15 protein-coding genes and 1 riboswitch are annotated in these 14449 nt (G+C 72.8%); of the genes, 11 read left to right on the top strand and 4 right to left on the bottom strand.

What is annotated here, in order from left to right; genetic code table 11:
• The first annotated feature begins 1 nt into the window (after position 1).
• The 4 genes from DLJ59_RS07240 to DLJ59_RS07225 all read left to right on the top strand — a co-directional run bounded on the left by DLJ59_RS07240 (position 2) and on the right by DLJ59_RS07225 (position 5125).
• Positions 2-2119, top strand: a complete 2118-nt coding sequence (locus DLJ59_RS07240) for a HelD family protein (protein ID WP_124771731.1) — start codon at positions 2-4, stop codon at positions 2117-2119.
• Positions 2120-2225: 106 nt separating this feature from the next.
• Positions 2226-3143, top strand: coding sequence for a cation diffusion facilitator family transporter (locus DLJ59_RS07235; protein WP_124771730.1), 918 nt, complete (start codon positions 2226-2228; stop codon positions 3141-3143).
• A gap of 143 nt (positions 3144-3286) precedes the next feature.
• A riboswitch (cyclic di-AMP (ydaO/yuaA leader) is annotated at positions 3287-3418 on the top strand.
• A 5-nt stretch (positions 3419-3423) separates the two neighbouring features.
• The gene (locus tag DLJ59_RS07230; RefSeq protein ID WP_425271398.1) at positions 3424-4488 is read left to right on the top strand and encodes a coiled-coil domain-containing protein; all 1065 of its coding nucleotides are present in this window, start codon (positions 3424-3426) and stop codon (positions 4486-4488) included.
• 142 nt (positions 4489-4630) lie between these two features.
• Positions 4631-5125 carry a DUF2269 domain-containing protein gene (locus DLJ59_RS07225; protein WP_124771729.1) on the top strand — a complete coding sequence of 165 codons (495 nt, stop codon included), beginning with the start codon at positions 4631-4633 and terminating at the stop codon, positions 5123-5125.
• A gap of 17 nt (positions 5126-5142) precedes the next feature.
• Here DLJ59_RS07225 and DLJ59_RS07220 read toward each other — a convergent pair whose 3' ends face one another.
• On the bottom strand, positions 5143-5607 hold the full coding sequence (locus DLJ59_RS07220) for an SRPBCC family protein (RefSeq protein ID WP_124771728.1): 465 nt from the start codon (positions 5605-5607) through the stop codon (positions 5143-5145).
• Between the two features lie 189 nt (positions 5608-5796).
• On the opposite strand from DLJ59_RS07220, the gene DLJ59_RS07215 reads away from it, so the two are divergent.
• Both DLJ59_RS07215 and surE read left to right on the top strand, forming a co-directional pair.
• Positions 5797-6774 (top strand): PfkB family carbohydrate kinase, encoded by a 978-nt coding sequence (locus DLJ59_RS07215; RefSeq protein ID WP_208648583.1) that lies wholly within the window; start codon positions 5797-5799, stop codon positions 6772-6774.
• Complete coding sequence (gene surE / locus DLJ59_RS07210; protein ID WP_124771727.1) at positions 6771-7598, top strand: 5'/3'-nucleotidase SurE; 828 nt, start codon at positions 6771-6773, stop codon at positions 7596-7598. Before DLJ59_RS07215 ends, surE begins: the two co-directional genes overlap by 4 nt.
• Before the next feature lie 17 nt (positions 7599-7615).
• Here surE and DLJ59_RS07205 read toward each other — a convergent pair whose 3' ends face one another.
• Complete coding sequence (locus tag DLJ59_RS07205) at positions 7616-7978, bottom strand: STAS domain-containing protein (RefSeq protein ID WP_030330302.1); 363 nt, start codon at positions 7976-7978, stop codon at positions 7616-7618.
• A gap of 387 nt (positions 7979-8365) precedes the next feature.
• Here DLJ59_RS07205 and DLJ59_RS36275 point away from each other — a divergent pair, with 387 nt between their 5' ends.
• Positions 8366-8503, top strand: coding sequence for a hypothetical protein (locus tag DLJ59_RS36275; RefSeq protein WP_158630801.1), 138 nt, complete (start codon positions 8366-8368; stop codon positions 8501-8503).
• Positions 8504-8668: 165 nt separating this feature from the next.
• On the top strand, positions 8669-9067 hold the full coding sequence (locus tag DLJ59_RS07200; RefSeq protein ID WP_124771726.1) for a hypothetical protein: 399 nt from the start codon (positions 8669-8671) through the stop codon (positions 9065-9067).
• A gap of 136 nt (positions 9068-9203) precedes the next feature.
• Here the strand turns inward: DLJ59_RS07200 and DLJ59_RS36270 are convergent, their stop codons facing one another.
• Entirely contained in the window at positions 9204-9350 is a 147-nt protein-coding gene (locus DLJ59_RS36270) for a hypothetical protein (protein ID WP_158630800.1), read from the bottom strand.
• A 410-nt stretch (positions 9351-9760) separates the two neighbouring features.
• Between DLJ59_RS36270 and DLJ59_RS07195 the strand changes: the two genes are divergently transcribed.
• The 3 genes from DLJ59_RS07195 to DLJ59_RS07185 all read left to right on the top strand — a co-directional run bounded on the left by DLJ59_RS07195 (position 9761) and on the right by DLJ59_RS07185 (position 11554).
• On the top strand, positions 9761-10447 hold the full coding sequence (locus tag DLJ59_RS07195; protein WP_124771725.1) for a BON domain-containing protein: 687 nt from the start codon (positions 9761-9763) through the stop codon (positions 10445-10447).
• Between the two features lie 64 nt (positions 10448-10511).
• The gene (locus tag DLJ59_RS07190) at positions 10512-11009 is read left to right on the top strand and encodes a redoxin domain-containing protein (protein ID WP_124771724.1); all 498 of its coding nucleotides are present in this window, start codon (positions 10512-10514) and stop codon (positions 11007-11009) included.
• Complete coding sequence (locus tag DLJ59_RS07185; RefSeq protein ID WP_124771723.1) at positions 11006-11554, top strand: DsbA family protein; 549 nt, start codon at positions 11006-11008, stop codon at positions 11552-11554. Before DLJ59_RS07190 ends, DLJ59_RS07185 begins: the two co-directional genes overlap by 4 nt.
• An 11-nt stretch (positions 11555-11565) precedes the next feature.
• On the opposite strand, the gene DLJ59_RS07180 is transcribed toward DLJ59_RS07185, so the two are convergent.
• Positions 11566-14424 (bottom strand): winged helix-turn-helix domain-containing protein, encoded by a 2859-nt coding sequence (locus DLJ59_RS07180; protein ID WP_124771722.1) that lies wholly within the window; start codon positions 14422-14424, stop codon positions 11566-11568.
• Positions 14425-14449: the final 25 nt, after the last annotated feature.

The raw sequence follows: 14449 nt of genomic DNA, 5'->3' as shown, positions 1-14449 counted from the left end.
GTTGACCGACCAGAACGGCCTGGAGCAGGAGATCGCCGTCGAGCAACGACACCTCGACCGGGTGTATGCCCGACTGGCCGAGCTGCGGCGGTCGGCCGTCCGCGCGGAGCGCGACGGCTACCGGATGGCGCGAGTGGGCACGCACGGTGCCCTTGTCGAGCGCGACGCGATGGTCTTCCACGCGGCGCAGCGGCGGCACACCCTGGACGCCGAGCACGAGGGGCTGGTCTTCGGGCGGCTGGACCTGCGCGACAGTCAGGTGCTGCACGTCGGGCGACTCGGGATCCGCGACGAGGACGCCGTCACGCTGGTCGTCGACTGGCGCGCACCGGCCGCCGCCGCCTTCTACCAGGCCACCCCGGCGCAGCCGCTGGACGTGGTGCGGCGTCGCACCATCCAGTCCCGCGCCGAGCGGGTCACCCGGATCGAGGACGACCTGCTGGACCCGAACGCCGCCCCGGAGGGGATGACGGTCGTTGGTGACGGCGCGTTGCTGGCCACCCTCTCCAAGGCCACCGGTCGGGGCATGCGCGACATCGTGGCGACCATCCAGCGGGAGCAGGACGAGGCGATCCGCTCGCCCGGCTCCGGGGTGACGATCGTCGCGGGCGGCCCCGGCACCGGCAAGACCGCCGTCGCCCTGCACCGGGCCGCGTTCCTGCTGTACTCCGACCGCAGTCGCTACGCGGGCGGCGGCATCCTGGTGGTCGGCCCGTCGTCGGTCTTCGTCGAGTACATCGGCTCCGTGCTGCCGTCGCTCGGTGAGGACACCGCGACCCTGCACTCGTTGGGCACCCTCTTTCCGGGGATGACCGCCACCCGCACCGACCCGCCCGAGGTGGCTGCGGTGAAGGGCTCGCTGCGGATGCGTCGGGTGCTGGAGCGCGCGGCCCGCGACGCGGTGCCGGGCGGCCCGGGTGAGCTGCGCCTGCTCTATCGGGGCACGCTGCTGCGGCTGGACCGGGCCGCGCTGGACCGGATCCGGGACCGGGCGCTGCAACGCGGTGCGCGGCGCAACGAGGTGCGTCGGGCCGGGTTCGACGGGGTGTTCGCCGCGCTGTGGGCGCAGGCCCGTGAGCTGAGCAGCGGTCGACTGCCGGAGCAGCCGGCCTTCGAGGCGGAGATCGCCGAGCGGTCGGAGTTCCGGGAGTTTCTCAAGGCGTGGTGGCCTCGGCTGCACCCCCGGCACGTGCTCGGCTGGCTGGCGCAGCCGGACCGGCTGCGCCGGTACGCCGGGGGAATCCTCTCCTCGGCGGAGATCCGGCTGCTCAACGCCGCGTACCGGAACCTGGACTCGGCCGGGCTGACCATCGCCGACGTGGCGTTGCTGGACGAGTTGGACGCGCTGCTCGGTAAGCCCGCGCAGCCGGCCCGGGCGCGACGCGATCCGTTCCAGCTCTCCGGTGGTGTCCGCGAGCTGAGCACCCTCGGCGAACGGCAGCGGGCCGCTCGCGCGGCGGCCCGGGAGCGGCCGGAGGACTACCGGGATTACGCGCACGTGGTGGTGGACGAGGCGCAGGACGTCTCGCCGATGCAGTGGCGGATGCTCGGTCGACGTGGCCGACTGGCCTCCTGGACCGTGGTGGGCGACCCCGCGCAGACCGCGTGGACCGGCGATCCGGAGGAGCTGACCCGAGCCCGCGACCAGGCGCTGGGGCGGCGCAAGCGACACGATTTCACGCTCACCACGAACTACCGCAACTCGTCGGAGATCTTCGCGGTGGCGGCGGCGGAGATCCGCCGGCTCTACCCGGAACTGCCGCTGCCGACCGCCGTCCGCTCCACCGGGGTCGAACCGGTCGAGCTGGTGGTGCCCGCGACGGGGTTGGAGACCGCGACCGTGGAGGCCGCCGCCGGCCTTTTGGCCGAGGTGGAGGGCACGGTCGGGGTGATCACGCCGGTCCCCCGGCGCGACGAGGTCGCCGGTTGGCTCGGCGCGCTCGGTGCGCCCAGGCTCCAGGTGGTGACCAGCCTGGAGGCCAAGGGCATGGAGTACGACGGGGTGGTGCTGGTCGCTCCGAGCGAGATCCGGGCGGATCCGGGTGCCGGGGTACGCACCCTGTACGTGGCGCTCTCCCGGGCCACCCAGCGGCTCACCACCGTCGACCCGACCGGCTGACATGTCCGGACTGCCGCCAGCGAGAGGCGCTGCACGTACACTTGCACACATAGCGATGTGAGCATACATTTGACCGGGTCCCGGCCGGCGGCGGAAGGTGATTCTCGTGGGCGCAGGTCATGACCACCACCATGGGTCCGTCGCCAATGCCGCACACCAGCACCGGGGTCGCCTCTGGGCGGCGTTCGGGCTGCTCGCCACCCTGATGGTGGTCGAGGCGGTGGCCGCTCTGCACACCGGCTCACTCGCCCTGCTCTCCGACGCCGGGCACATGTTCACCGACGTGCTCGGCATCGGGATGGCGCTCGCCGCGATCACCGCGACCCGGCGGGCCACCGGCGACCCGCAGCGCACCTTCGGGCTCTACCGGCTCGAGGTGCTCGCCGCGCTGGCCAATGCCGTCCTGCTCTCCGGCGTCGCCATCTACGTGGTGATCGAGGCGCTCCGCCGGTTCGGCGACCCACACCAGGTCATCGCCGGCCCGATGCTCGCGGTGGCCGTGCTCGGCCTGCTCGCGAACATCGCCGCCTTCACCCTGCTGCGCGCCGGGGCCCGGGAGAGCATCAACCTCCAGGGCGCCTACCTGGAGGTGCTCGGCGACCTGCTCGGCTCGCTCGGCGTCATCGGCGCGGCGCTGCTCATCACCGTCACCGACTGGTGGTGGGCCGACCCCCTGGTCGCTGTCGCCATCGGCGTGTTCATCCTGCCGCGCACCTGGCGGCTGGCCCGGGCCGCCATCCGCATCCTGGTGCAGGCCGCACCGGAACACCTCCAGGTGACCGCCGTGCACGACCGGCTGGCCGCGGTCCCCGGCGTCGTCGAGGTGCATGACCTGCACGTCTGGACGCTCACCTCGGGCATGGAGGTGGCCTCCGCACACCTGACCATGGCACCCGGCGCGGAGGTCGGCGCGGTGCTCACCGCGGCGCGTACGGCCCTGCATGACGACTTCCGCATCGAGCACGCCACCTTGCAGATCGAGCCCGGAGCCGCCTCCGGAGCGTGTGGCTCGATCGAGTGGTGACGGGGCTTTTCGGAGCATTGCTCAACTTTGGTCACAAATTTCGGTGATGACGCACGCACCGTCCGTCACATCGACTGCACTCGCCCCACCGGCAACGGTAGGCTCGGTCCCGGCCTCCACCAGGCGGCGCCTCCCGGCGCCGGTGGCGGTCGCCGCCTAATCGCCCAACTGGGCGAACCGGGGAACCATGTTCCTGGGGTGCATCCGCGTCAGCGGTAGGGATCTTCCGTCCCGAACCCGTCAGCTAACCCGGTCGGCGGCTGACGGAAGGACATGCGCAGTGGCACCAGCACGACCACCCGCCGCCCGACTGGCGGCCCTGATCGTCGCGATGTTCGCCCTCGGCGTCGCGCTTCCGGCCGGCACCGCCTCGGCCGCTCCCCCGACCGGCCAGCGAGCCGCCGCACCCGACTCCGACGAGGAGGGCGGCACCCCGGCGTTGCGCGCCCAACTCGAGGCGGCCAGCAAGGGCTACCTGGACGCGAAGCGCGCCCTGGACACCTCCGTACAACGGCAGCAGCAACTCGCCACCCAGCTGAAGACCATCGAGGTCGAGATCGACCAGCGCAACGGCAAGGTCGGTGAGATCGCCGAAGTGGCGTACCGGACCGGTCGACTCGGCGCGATGTCGGCGCTGCTCAACAGCAGCACTCCGGAAGGCTTCATGGACCGGGCGGCCGCGCTGGACGCGGTGGCCGCCAACGAGGACCGGGTGCTGCGCGACCTGCTGAAGAGCAAGGACCAGGCCAACCGCACCCGGGTCGCCCTGGACAGCGAGATCATCGAACAGCGCAAGCAGGTCACGGTGATGGCCAAGCGCAAGGAACAGGCCGAACGGGCCCTGACGGTGGCCACCACACCCAAGACGCGGACCACCGCCGACACCGACTCCAACCGGGGCACCTCCAGCGCCAACGCGACGGCCGCGCCGCGCAACTCCGACGGCTCCTGGCCCTCCGAGTCGTGCAGCGTCAACGACCCCACGCCGGCCAGCGGCTGCATCACCCCGCGCACCCTGCACGCGCTCAACCAGGCGAAGGCCGCGGGCTTCACCCGGTACGTCTCGTGCCACCGTCCCAGCGGCTCTGGTGAACACCCGAAGGGCCGGGCCTGCGACTTCGCCGCGCAGAAGGGCGGCTTCGGCGGAGCCGCCACCGGCGGCGACAAGACCTACGGCAACAACCTGGCCGCGTACTTCATCCGTAACGCGGACCGGCTCGCCGTGCTCTACGTGATCTGGTACAGGCAGATCTGGCTGCCCAGCAGCGGGTGGAAGTCGTACAGCGGGGCGCACGGCACCCCGTCCACCGACCACACCAACCACGTACACCTGTCGGTCTACTGACCCACGCGTGGTGATGCCTGTGAGTCGTCGTGATGACTCACAGGCATCACGCGCGTCCGGTGCCGGGCTACGTCCCCGGGCGTACCCCTGATGTCGTCGCTCGTCGGACGCCCCGGCCAGGGCCGGCGGGCAGCATCGCGGTATGCCTCGGATCCGACCCACCACCCGCAAGGCGCTGCTCACCCTGCACCTCGTCACTTCGCTCGGCTGGCTCGGCACCGACCTGGTGCTGCTCACCCTCGGCATCGCCGTGCAGCGGGGCGCCGACCCGGCGGTGGTCTATCCGGTCACCGCCCTGGTCGGCACGGTGCTGTTCGCGCCGCTGAGCGTCCTGGTCTGGCTGATCGGAGTCACCAGTTCGCTGCTCACCCCGTGGGGTCTGCTGCGCCACCGCTGGGTGCTGGTCAAGCTGGTGCTCACCACGGTGATGGTCGGGCTGGTGCTGTTCCTGCTCACCCCGAACCTGCGCCACGCCGGAGCGGTCGGCGCCGCCCTGCCCGCACGGGATCGCGCCGACCTGGTCATCGCGCCGGCGGTGTCGACCAGCCTGATGATCATCGCAACGGCGCTCTCCACCTACAAGCCGTGGGGCCGACGGCGCACCGTCGTAGCCACCCGCAGGGCAACCACGATCTAGCGCGGCGCGACGGCGGGTCAGCTGGGTGGGGGTTCGCCGGTGCGGTCGAGGGCCGCGCCCAGCCGGGTCGCGAGGGCGAGGTGGGCGGCTCGGGCCTGGCGAAACGCGTAGCGGAAAAGCGGCTTCGGCGCGGTCAGGGTGATCTCCACGTCGATGCGGACCAGGCCGTCCGGCTCGGCGCGCAGTCGGGTGTGGTTGCGCACCGTGGTGGCCGGCCACTGGCGGGCCACCATGACAATTTCGTCGGCCTCGCTGATCAGCACGTCCGCGTGGTAGGTGGTCTGGAGGCGCAGCGGCCCGGCCACCAGCCGGTCGTTGATCGTGTAGCTGGCCTGCGCTCCGGGCCGGGGCGGCACCCGGCGGACCCGGACGATCAGCGGATGCAGCTCGCCCTGCCGGGTCAGATCGCTGAGCAGCGCCGCCGCCTGCGCGGCTGAGGACCGGGCCTGGACGGTGTAGCTGAAGGTATCGCTGCTGAGCACACCGTCTCCCGCCGTGGTTGGTCGCCCGATCGTCCCGTACCGATGTCCGGCTGGCAACGCTCCGACCGGACCCAGCGGCGCACCGGACCGGGCCGATGCGGTGACCTGCCATCACCTGCCCCATTAAGGTCAGTTGGTGTGAAATCTTCCGAAGCTGCCGGAGCGCGGCCCCATGAACGGCGACGACCGATGAGCGGGCACGTGATGGTCTTCGCGCCCACTCCACAGCTGACGGTGACCGTGGACCAGCCCAACGACCACCCTGAGCTGCACCTGCACCCCGGCGGGCAGGGCGTCTGGCAGGCCCGGATGGTGATCTCCCTCGGTGTCGACGTGGTGCTCTGCGCCGCCCTCGGCGGCGAGATCGGCCAGGTGCTGGAGCCGCTGCTGGTCAGCGAGGGCGTGGACCTCAAGGTGGTGGTCCGTGACTCCGGCAGCGGCGGGTACGTGCACGATCGCCGCGGCGGCTCCCGGCAGGAGATCGCCGACGTCCCCGGGCAGCCGCTGAGCCGCCACGAGATCGACGAGCTGTACAACCTCGCCCTCGGGGAGGGCCTGCGGGCCTCGGTGAGCATCCTCAGTGGACCGAATGAGCCCTGGCTCGTACCTGCCGACCTGTACCGACGCTTCGCCGCCGACCTCGGCGCGAACGGCGGCCGGGTGGTGGTCGACCTCTCCGGCGATCACCTCGGTTCGGTGCTGGAGAGCGGGGTGTTCTTCCTCAAGGTCAGTCACCAGGAGTTGATCCGCGACGGCCGCGCCCGCAGCGACGACACCGTGGAGCTGACCCAGGCCATGTACGAGCTGCACGCGGGCGGCGCCGAGACGGTGGTGGTGAGCCGCGCGGACCAGCCGGCGCTGGCGCTCATCGACGGGGAGTTGTTCCAGGTCGAGATGCCCCGGCTGGAGGCCGCCGACCCGCGCGGCGCGGGCGACTCGATGACCGCCGGAGTGGCGGCCGTCGTGGCCCGGGGCGGGGACATCCGGACCGCCATCCGTACCGGCGCCGCCGCTGGCGCGCTGAATGTGACCCGGCACGGCCTGGGCACCGGACGACTGGATTCGATCACCGGGCTGGTGGACCGGGTCCGGTTGGTACCGGCGGACAGCCGGCAACAGGAGCGGACCACCCCGGACGAGTTGGCCGACCGGGTGACCGAGCGATGACCCTGCGGGTGCTGATCACCAACGACGACGGGATCGCGGCGCCGGGCATCCAGGCGCTGGCCTGGGCGGCCAGGCAGCGGGGACTGGACGTGGTGGTCGCCGCGCCGATGGAGGAGGCGAGCGGCACCAGCGCCGCGATGAGCGCCATGGAGCGCGACGGGCGAGTCGTCGTGCACGACCACCCGCTGCCGGACCTGGCGGGGGTGCCGGCGTACGGGGTGGCCGGGTCTCCCGGCTTCATCACGCTGATCGCCCTGCACGGGGCGTTCGGGCCACCGCCGTCGGTGGTGCTCTCCGGGATCAACCGGGGCGCCAACGCCGGCCGCGCGGTGTTGCACTCCGGGACCGTGGGCGCCGCGTTCACCGCCGCCACGAACGGTTGCCGGGCGATGGCGGTCTCCCTCGACGTGCTCTCGGCCGGCGAGGCGACTGCCGCAAGCGGTGGCGCCGCGGTGGACGCCGCCGCCCAGGTACGCGACGCCGAGCGGCACTGGAGCACCGCCGCTTGGGTGGCCCTGGACCTGCTCCCCCGGTTGACCTCCGCGCCGATGGAGAGCGTGCTCAACGTGAACGCCCCGGACCTACCGCACGGGCAGCTGCGTGGGGTGCGGCGAGGCAGTCTGGCCAGCTTCGGTCAGGTGCAGATGACGGTGGCCGAATCCGGCCACGGCTTCATCCGTACCTCGCTGGAGGAGCCGGGGCAGGCCGCACAGCCCGGCACGGACGTGGCGTTGCTGGCCGCCGGGTACGCGTCGGTGACGGCCATCCGAGCGGTCACCGAGGCGACCGACATCGACCTGACCGGCCTGGACGAGCAGCCCTGAGGGCGGTGCCGACGCGCTCAGGCGCCGGGCAGCACCTCAGGGGTGGCGGCGCCGGCGAAGTAGGGCTCCGGGGCACCGAAGAGGCCGAGCAGGCCGGTCACCCAGAGCTGCCGGTGCACGAACCGGCTCGGCTCGGTGACGACCAGCTTGACGTCGCTGACCTCGGCCGTCTGGAAGCCGGCAACCATGGCGCTGATGCCGACCGAGTCGATGAAGGTGACCAGCCTCATGTTGAGTTCGATGCGCAGCGGGCGGCCCTTGGCCAGCACCTCCGCGATCGCTTCGCGCACCTCGTACGCTGTGTCGACGTCGATTTCGCCCCGGGGGGCGATCTCCACGACACCACCGGACAGAACCGACTTCACGATCGACAGGCTCACGCGAGCACCTCCACCCGCCCGTCCCCCGGGCGTCTCATCAGTACGCGGGCCGCGACCGAGAGTATTCCTCCGACGGCCTCGGTCGCCACCCCTCGGGATGAGCAATTCGCGGATCCGGGCCCAAAAAGCCGCCCATATCCGCACTTTTCAGTATCTGATTACTCAAGACTTTTTGTTATCCGAGCATCGACGATCGGTCGTGACCGACGCGCCGCCGAACCAGGGTAGCGGTCCGGACGCGGCACACCCGACAACCGGCCCCTGTCGTACGCCTGCCCCGTGCGCCGTCGGCGTGTCGCCCGCCGTCGACCGGCGCGATCCGCGCCACGGGTTGCCCACGCGCCCTAGCATCGGCCGGGACACCCACCGTGACGGAGAGGATCTTCGATGATCAAGCGACTTGCCGGGTTGGCCGGCGTCGGCGTTCTGCTCGCCCTTGTCCTGGCCTGCGGTTTCGGTGGCGGAGACGACGATGACGACGATGACGACTTCGCCAGCGCCGTCACCGTGTCAGCGGTGCGCTGAGTCGACGCGTCGCTGACGGCGCGTGGAGTTACCGGTGCTCCGCGGCGGTCGGGGTTTGCGTCCGGCTGACGCGGGGCACTGCGGGGTAGGCGACACAGTGACGCGCTGGAAAGACGCCGAAGTCCGAAGTGGCCGGCGGCTTCGGCACCTGAGGAGGTAACCACGATGTTCGGAACCAACCTGCTGGACCGCCGCAGCAAGCCGGAGCGGATCGCGGACCAGGCCTGGGAGCACCTGCTCTCGGCCGTCAGCTCCGCCGGAGACAGTGTGCTGGGCACTGCCCGCTCGGCCCGTCGCAACAGCAGCGACCTCGCCGAGGGGGCGGGTGACCTGGTGGGATCCGCCGCCGAGGAGGCGCGACGCCGCGCCTCGCTGGCCTTCGACGCGCTCGCCGGACGCCAGCCGGCACTGCCCTGGACGCTTCTGATCGGCGCCGCGCTCGTCGGCGCGGCGGTTGGTTGGGCCGTCGGCTCCGCCGCGCGGGCAGCCGGTAGCCGGGACGACCGCCCCGTCGACGACGTGGAGTTCGTCGACGTCGACCGCCCCAACTCCCCCGCCGTCTGAACGACAGCGCCACCACGGGCCCCGCACGACCTCGGTCGGGTGGGGCCCGAAGTCATGCCCACCCTCCCCACCGCACCTTCCATGATCAGCGCAGGTGGATGGGGTGATTGGACCGGTCCGCCGGGTGCCGGACCCCTCAGGCGGCCCGGCGGACCGGTGTCTCGGTGGTGATCCGGGGTCCCGTCCGGATCACCTGCGCGGTGGCGCGCGCAGGTGCTGGCATCCGGGTCTGGGTGGCCACCAGCCGGAGTGCGCGCAGGGTGTCGGTCAATGGGCGGGCCAAGGGCCGAAGTGGACGTCCGCGCTGGTGGGGGGCGTCGGACTGAGTCTCCGCATCTGCGGTTCCTCTCGGGATGAAACCCCGGGGGACGGGGTCGATCGACTGGACGACGCCGTGGCCCGGGGGACGAGCACGACGACGGGGACGGCCGGAGCTGCCCTGGCTCCACCACCCGACGCGACGGCTCCCGCGATCGAGGAACGCAATTACGGTAACCGAAAGCGCCTCGCTTTGGAAGCGCTCCCATCATCGATGTTGGTCCGTGCTTACCAGCCGTGCCGCCCAGGTCGGGTCACACCGTCACCCGGTTCGGGCGAGGGCGGCTCACCCGGGGCGACGGCAGGATGGCAGCACGGCGGACCTCCGGCCGCAACCACCACCCGGTCCGCCATCGCAACAGCGGAGGAGGACAGATGGCCATCGCGGAGATCAACCGAACCGACCAGGACATCCAGTCCGCCGTGCTCGATGAGCTGACCTGGGAACCTCGGGTGCAGCCGCACGAGATCGGCGTGACCGTCGCCGAGGCCGTCGTCACCCTGACCGGCCGCGTGGACAGCTACGCCAAGAAGTGGGCCGCCGAACGGGCCGCGCACCGCGTCACCTCGGTCCGGGCGGTCGCCAACGACGTGGCCGTGCAGCTCACCAACAGCACCGAGCGCGCCGACGCCGACCTGGCCGCCGCAGCGAGCCACGGGCTGGAGTGGGACGCGTTCGTGCCCATCGAGAAGCTCCAGGTCACCGTCTCGGCCGGCTGGGTGACGCTGCACGGCGACGTCGAGTGGGAGTACCAGCGCCGAGCCGCCGAACGCGCGGTCGCCCGACTGACCGGCGTACGGGGGGTCAGCAACGGCATCACCGTCCGACCGGCCACCGCGCCGGACGGCCGCAACCTGGCCGATCGGATCGTCGACGCGCTCGCCCGGGCCGGAGCGACCGAGGCCGAACGAATCAGCGTGCGGGTGCACGGCGACACCGCGATCCTCGGCGGGTTGGTGCACTCGATGCCCGAACGGGCCGAGGTCGAGCAGGTGGCCTGGTTCGCGCCGGGCATCCGAGAGGTGCAGAACCACATCGCTGTCGCCCCCGTGCTGCGCTGAGCGGGCACGGAACCACCCGGGGTGGGTGAGCCGGCCTCACCCACCCCGGGAGCAGGCTCGTGGCATGAGTGATCCGAACGGGCTGATCCAACCGGGACGCACCGCGCCCGGCTTCACCCTGCCGGCCACCCCGGACGGGGCTCTCATTGGGCCCGAGCAGTTCCGTGGCCGGCCCGTCGTGCTCGCCTTCTACCCCGCCGACTGGAGCCCGGTCTGCGGTGACCAGATGGCGCTCTACCAGTCGGCGGCACCCGTCTTCGCCCAGTACCAGGCGACGGTGCTCGGCCTGTCGGTGGACAGCATCTGGTCCCACCGGGCGTTCGCGGAGAGCCGGGGCATCGAGTTCCCGCTGCTGGCCGACTTCGAGCCGAAGGGCGAGGTGGCCCGCAGCTACGGCGCGTACACGTCGAACGGTGAGGCGGCGCGCGCGCTGGTGGTGCTGAACCCGGCCGGGACGGTGACCTGGAGCTACCTGTCGCCGCCCGACGTGAACCCCGGCGCCGACGGCATCTTCGACGCGTTGGACCAACTCGCCGCCGATCGGAAGGTGATGGCCGGATGAGCACACCCTTGCAGGTCACCGCGCGACTTCGAGACCCGGTGACCACCGATGACCACATCCGGGGGCCGGCCGACGCTGCGGTGACCATCGTCGAGTACGGCGACTTCCAGTGCCAGTTCTGCGGTGCCGCGTACCCGAACCTGCACGAGTTGCTGCGGCAACGGGCCGACACCGTGCGGCTGGTCTACCGCTACTTCCCGATCGCCAACGTGCACCCCTACGCCGAGCGCGCCGCCGAGACGGCCGAGGCCGCCGGGGTTCGCGGCCGGTTCTGGGAGATGCACGACTGGCTCTACGAGCATCAGGACCAGCTCGACCCGGTGCACCTGTCGCTCGGCGTCGAGCAGGTCGGGTTGCCGCCGGACGAGTTGAACGCCGAGGTGGAGAACCGTGCGCACGCCGACCGGGTGCGCCGGGACTTCGTGGGGGGCATCCGCAGCGGGGTGAACGGCACCCCCACCCTGTTCGTCAACGGCGTCCGGCACGACGGCGGGTACGACCTGCCCGATCTGCTGACGGCTGCGGACGCCGCCGCCAACGCCTGACCGGCACCCGCTCAGATCAGCCGCAACTCGCGCGCCCGCCGGACCGCCTCGCGCCGGCGGGTCGCGTCGAGTTTGCGATAGATGTTGCGGACGTGGGTCTTCACCGTGTTGACCGAAAGGGACAACTCGCTGGCGATCTCCACGTTGGACAGGATGCTCTGCAGGTAGCGCAGGATGGTCAGCTCCCGCTCGGTGAGCGGCTCGTCGAGGCCGCCCCTCGGCCCGGCGGCCGGCTCGGTGGTGCGCTGCTCAGCGCCCCGCACCAGGTCACTGACGAGCGCGAAGTGCGCGGTGCCGGCATCCAGGTGCGCCGCCAGCAGGTCCCGCACCGGCGGCTCGGCACGGGTGAAGACCCTCCGGCAGCCCTGCGGGCCGGCCAGGTCCAGCGTCTGCTCCAGGACCCGGCCGGCCCGGCGCCCGTCCCCGGCGCGCTCGGCCAGCACCGCGTCCAGCAGACCCGCGTCCAGCCGTACCGGTAACGGCCAGGCCGTGGCGGCGGGCGCCTGCCAGTCAGGCAGGGTTCGCTCGGCGGCGGCGGCGTCGCCGGCCAGCAGCTGCACCTTCGCCAACGTCACCGCCAGCACCGGGTCTGCCCCCTCGTCCGCGGCGCCGGTCAGCAGGTCGCGGGCGGAGTCCAGGTCGCCCCGGGCGGCACGCAGTTCGGCTTCGGCGGCCCGCAGCAGACCGGTCAACCTGACGGCGGACGGCAGGTCGGCCACCGCCACCCGAGCTTGGACGAGTAGCCGCTGGCCGGCCGCCGGGTCGCCGGCGTCGCGGCAGAGCTGAGCCCGGCACAGGGCGGCCACCGCCGCCGCCACCGGTTCGCCGGAAGCAACGGCCAGCCATTCGTCGTCCAGCTCGGTGTTGCCGGACCAGCCGCCCGTCACGTCGAGCGCCGGGAGGGCGAGGGCGAGGTTCGCCGTCGCCTCGTCGGGCTGGTCGCGCAGCAACGCCACCACCGCGAGAGCCAGGTACGCGTAGCCGCAGTCGAGCCGACACGACCAGCCCCGGCCGGGGGGCATGCCGAGCGCGTCCCGAGCCGCCTGCCCGGCCGCCCGCAACTCGCCGCGCACCGCGAGCAGCAGCGCGGCGCGGCTGGCGCCGACCAGTTCGGTACGCGGCCGGTTGGCCTCCCGAGCCGCCGCCCGGGCCCGGACGAACCTCGCAGTGGGCAGCGCGCCGTCGGCCATCTCGGCCAACCCCAGGGCGGTGCCGGTGAACGCTCGCAGGTCCAGGTCGTCGGCCGCCCCGCCGCCAGCGGCCGTCGGGGCGGAACTGACCACCCCGGTCGGCGCGCTGTCCGGCACCCGGGTCGGGGTGGCTTGCGCCGGGCGGGTGCGCAGCAGGCGAGCGGCGGCGGCCCGAACCTCACCACGGTCGTCGGCGAGCCGGGCCACGGTCAGCTCCAGCGCGGTGACCAACCGCAGGAACCGGTCCCGACGCGGCACCGGCAGGCCCGCGGCGTGCCCGGCGGCGGCGTGCAGGTGACCGGTGGCCGCCGTCAGGTCACCGGCGTACGCCCGCTCGGCGGCGCAGGCCAACGCCGTCTCCGGGTCGGCGCGGATCACCTCCGCCGCCGGCGGCACAGGTGCCGGGGCGTGCACCGGGTCGCGGTCGTAGCGGGTCAGCTCCGGCCAGTGCGTGACGAACAGGTCGCCGGCCCGGTCCCAACGTCCGGCGGCCAGGGCGTGCCGCAGAGCCTCCGCGGGCCGGCCGGCGCCCGCGTACCAGTCGGCGGCCCGGACGTGCAGCTCGCGCAGCTCGTCGGCGGGCAACCGGGCCAGGTCGGCGCGGAGCAGGTCGGCGAGCAGTGACTCGCACCGGTACCAGGGCGGGCGGGTCTCCTCCCGGTGCAGCAGACCGCCGGTCCCGGCCAGGTCGGCCAACGCCTGCCCGGCGTCGGCTCGGCCGGTCAGGGCCTCGGCAAGGTCGGCGCAGACGGTGTCGACGACGGCGGTACGGCGCAGCAGGTCCACCTCGGCCGGGTCGAGCGTCGCCAGCACCTCCTCGTGCAGGTAGCCGGCGATCTCCGGTTGGTCTCCGCCGAAGTGCCCCACCCAGCGCTCCGGGTCGGGCTGTCCGCGGATCGCCAGGGCCGCGATGCGCAGCGCGGCCGGCCAGCCACCGGTGCGCTCCCGCAGCCGGTGCACGGCGGTCGCCGGCAGTGCGGCGGCGTGGGCGGTGAGCAGGTCGGCCACCTCGTCGTCGGTGAACGCCAGCTCGTCCGGGCCGATCTCGGTCAGCTCTCCGGCGAGGCGGAGCCGGTGCAGTGGCAGCTGCAGCCCGGCCCGCGCCCCGATCACCAGACGGAGCCGCCGGCCGGCATGCCGCAGCAGGAACTCCAGGCCGGTCAACGCCGCCGGGTCGGCGACCCGGTGCAGGTCGTCCAGGACCAGCAGCACCGGCCGGTCGGCGGCGGCGAGCGTGGCGGCCAACGCCTCCAGCTGGTCGCGGCGCGGCGGTCGGTCGGGCACCGGGCCGTCCTCCGCCGACCCGATTGCCGACCGCAGCGCCGCGGCGAGGTACGCCCAGAGTCGATCCCCGTCGTCGCCGGCCTCGACCGACATCCAGGCCGAGACGGGGTCGTCAGCGGGCGAAACCGACAGGTCACCGGAGTCGGGCAGGACTGCGCCGGGCTCGACGTCGGGCGGCGGACCACCCAGCCGCACCCAGGAGGCGAGCAGTGTGGTCTTGCCCCAGCCGGCGGGGGCGGCCACCAGGGTGACCGGTCCCCCGCTGCCCTCGTCCAAGCGGCGCAGCAGCCGGGGCCGGGCCACCACCGGCTCCGGCGGCACGGCCGGCGTCAGCCGGGACGCCAACAGCGGCAGCCCCGGTGCCGGCTCGACCCGTACCCGATTCTGTTCCGGCACCCAGCCCCACCCCCACCACGCGCTC

The organism is Micromonospora inaquosa (assembly GCF_003857055.1).
Lineage (GTDB): Bacteria > Actinomycetota > Actinomycetes > Mycobacteriales > Micromonosporaceae > Micromonospora > Micromonospora inaquosa.
Note: the sequence above shows the minus strand (reverse complement) of the source record. Positions and strands in the feature narration are given on the sequence as shown.

Bases quoted from the DNA above. Each gene is read 5' to 3' on its own strand.
- DLJ59_RS07225 (WP_124771729.1), top strand. From the start codon at position 4,631: ATGCCTCGGATCCGACCCACCACCCGCAAGGCGCTGCTCACCCTGCAC.
- surE (WP_124771727.1), top strand. From the start codon at position 6,771: ATGACCCTGCGGGTGCTGATCACCAACGACGACGGGATCGCGGCGCCG.
- DLJ59_RS07185 (WP_124771723.1), top strand. From the start codon at position 11,006: ATGAGCACACCCTTGCAGGTCACCGCGCGACTTCGAGACCCGGTGACC.
- DLJ59_RS07195 (WP_124771725.1), top strand. From the start codon at position 9,761: ATGGCCATCGCGGAGATCAACCGAACCGACCAGGACATCCAGTCCGCC.
- DLJ59_RS07200 (WP_124771726.1), top strand. From the start codon at position 8,669: ATGTTCGGAACCAACCTGCTGGACCGCCGCAGCAAGCCGGAGCGGATC.
- DLJ59_RS36275 (WP_158630801.1), top strand. From the start codon at position 8,366: ATGATCAAGCGACTTGCCGGGTTGGCCGGCGTCGGCGTTCTGCTCGCC.
- DLJ59_RS07215 (WP_208648583.1), top strand. From the start codon at position 5,797: ATGAGCGGGCACGTGATGGTCTTCGCGCCCACTCCACAGCTGACGGTG.
- DLJ59_RS07190 (WP_124771724.1), top strand. From the start codon at position 10,512: ATGAGTGATCCGAACGGGCTGATCCAACCGGGACGCACCGCGCCCGGC.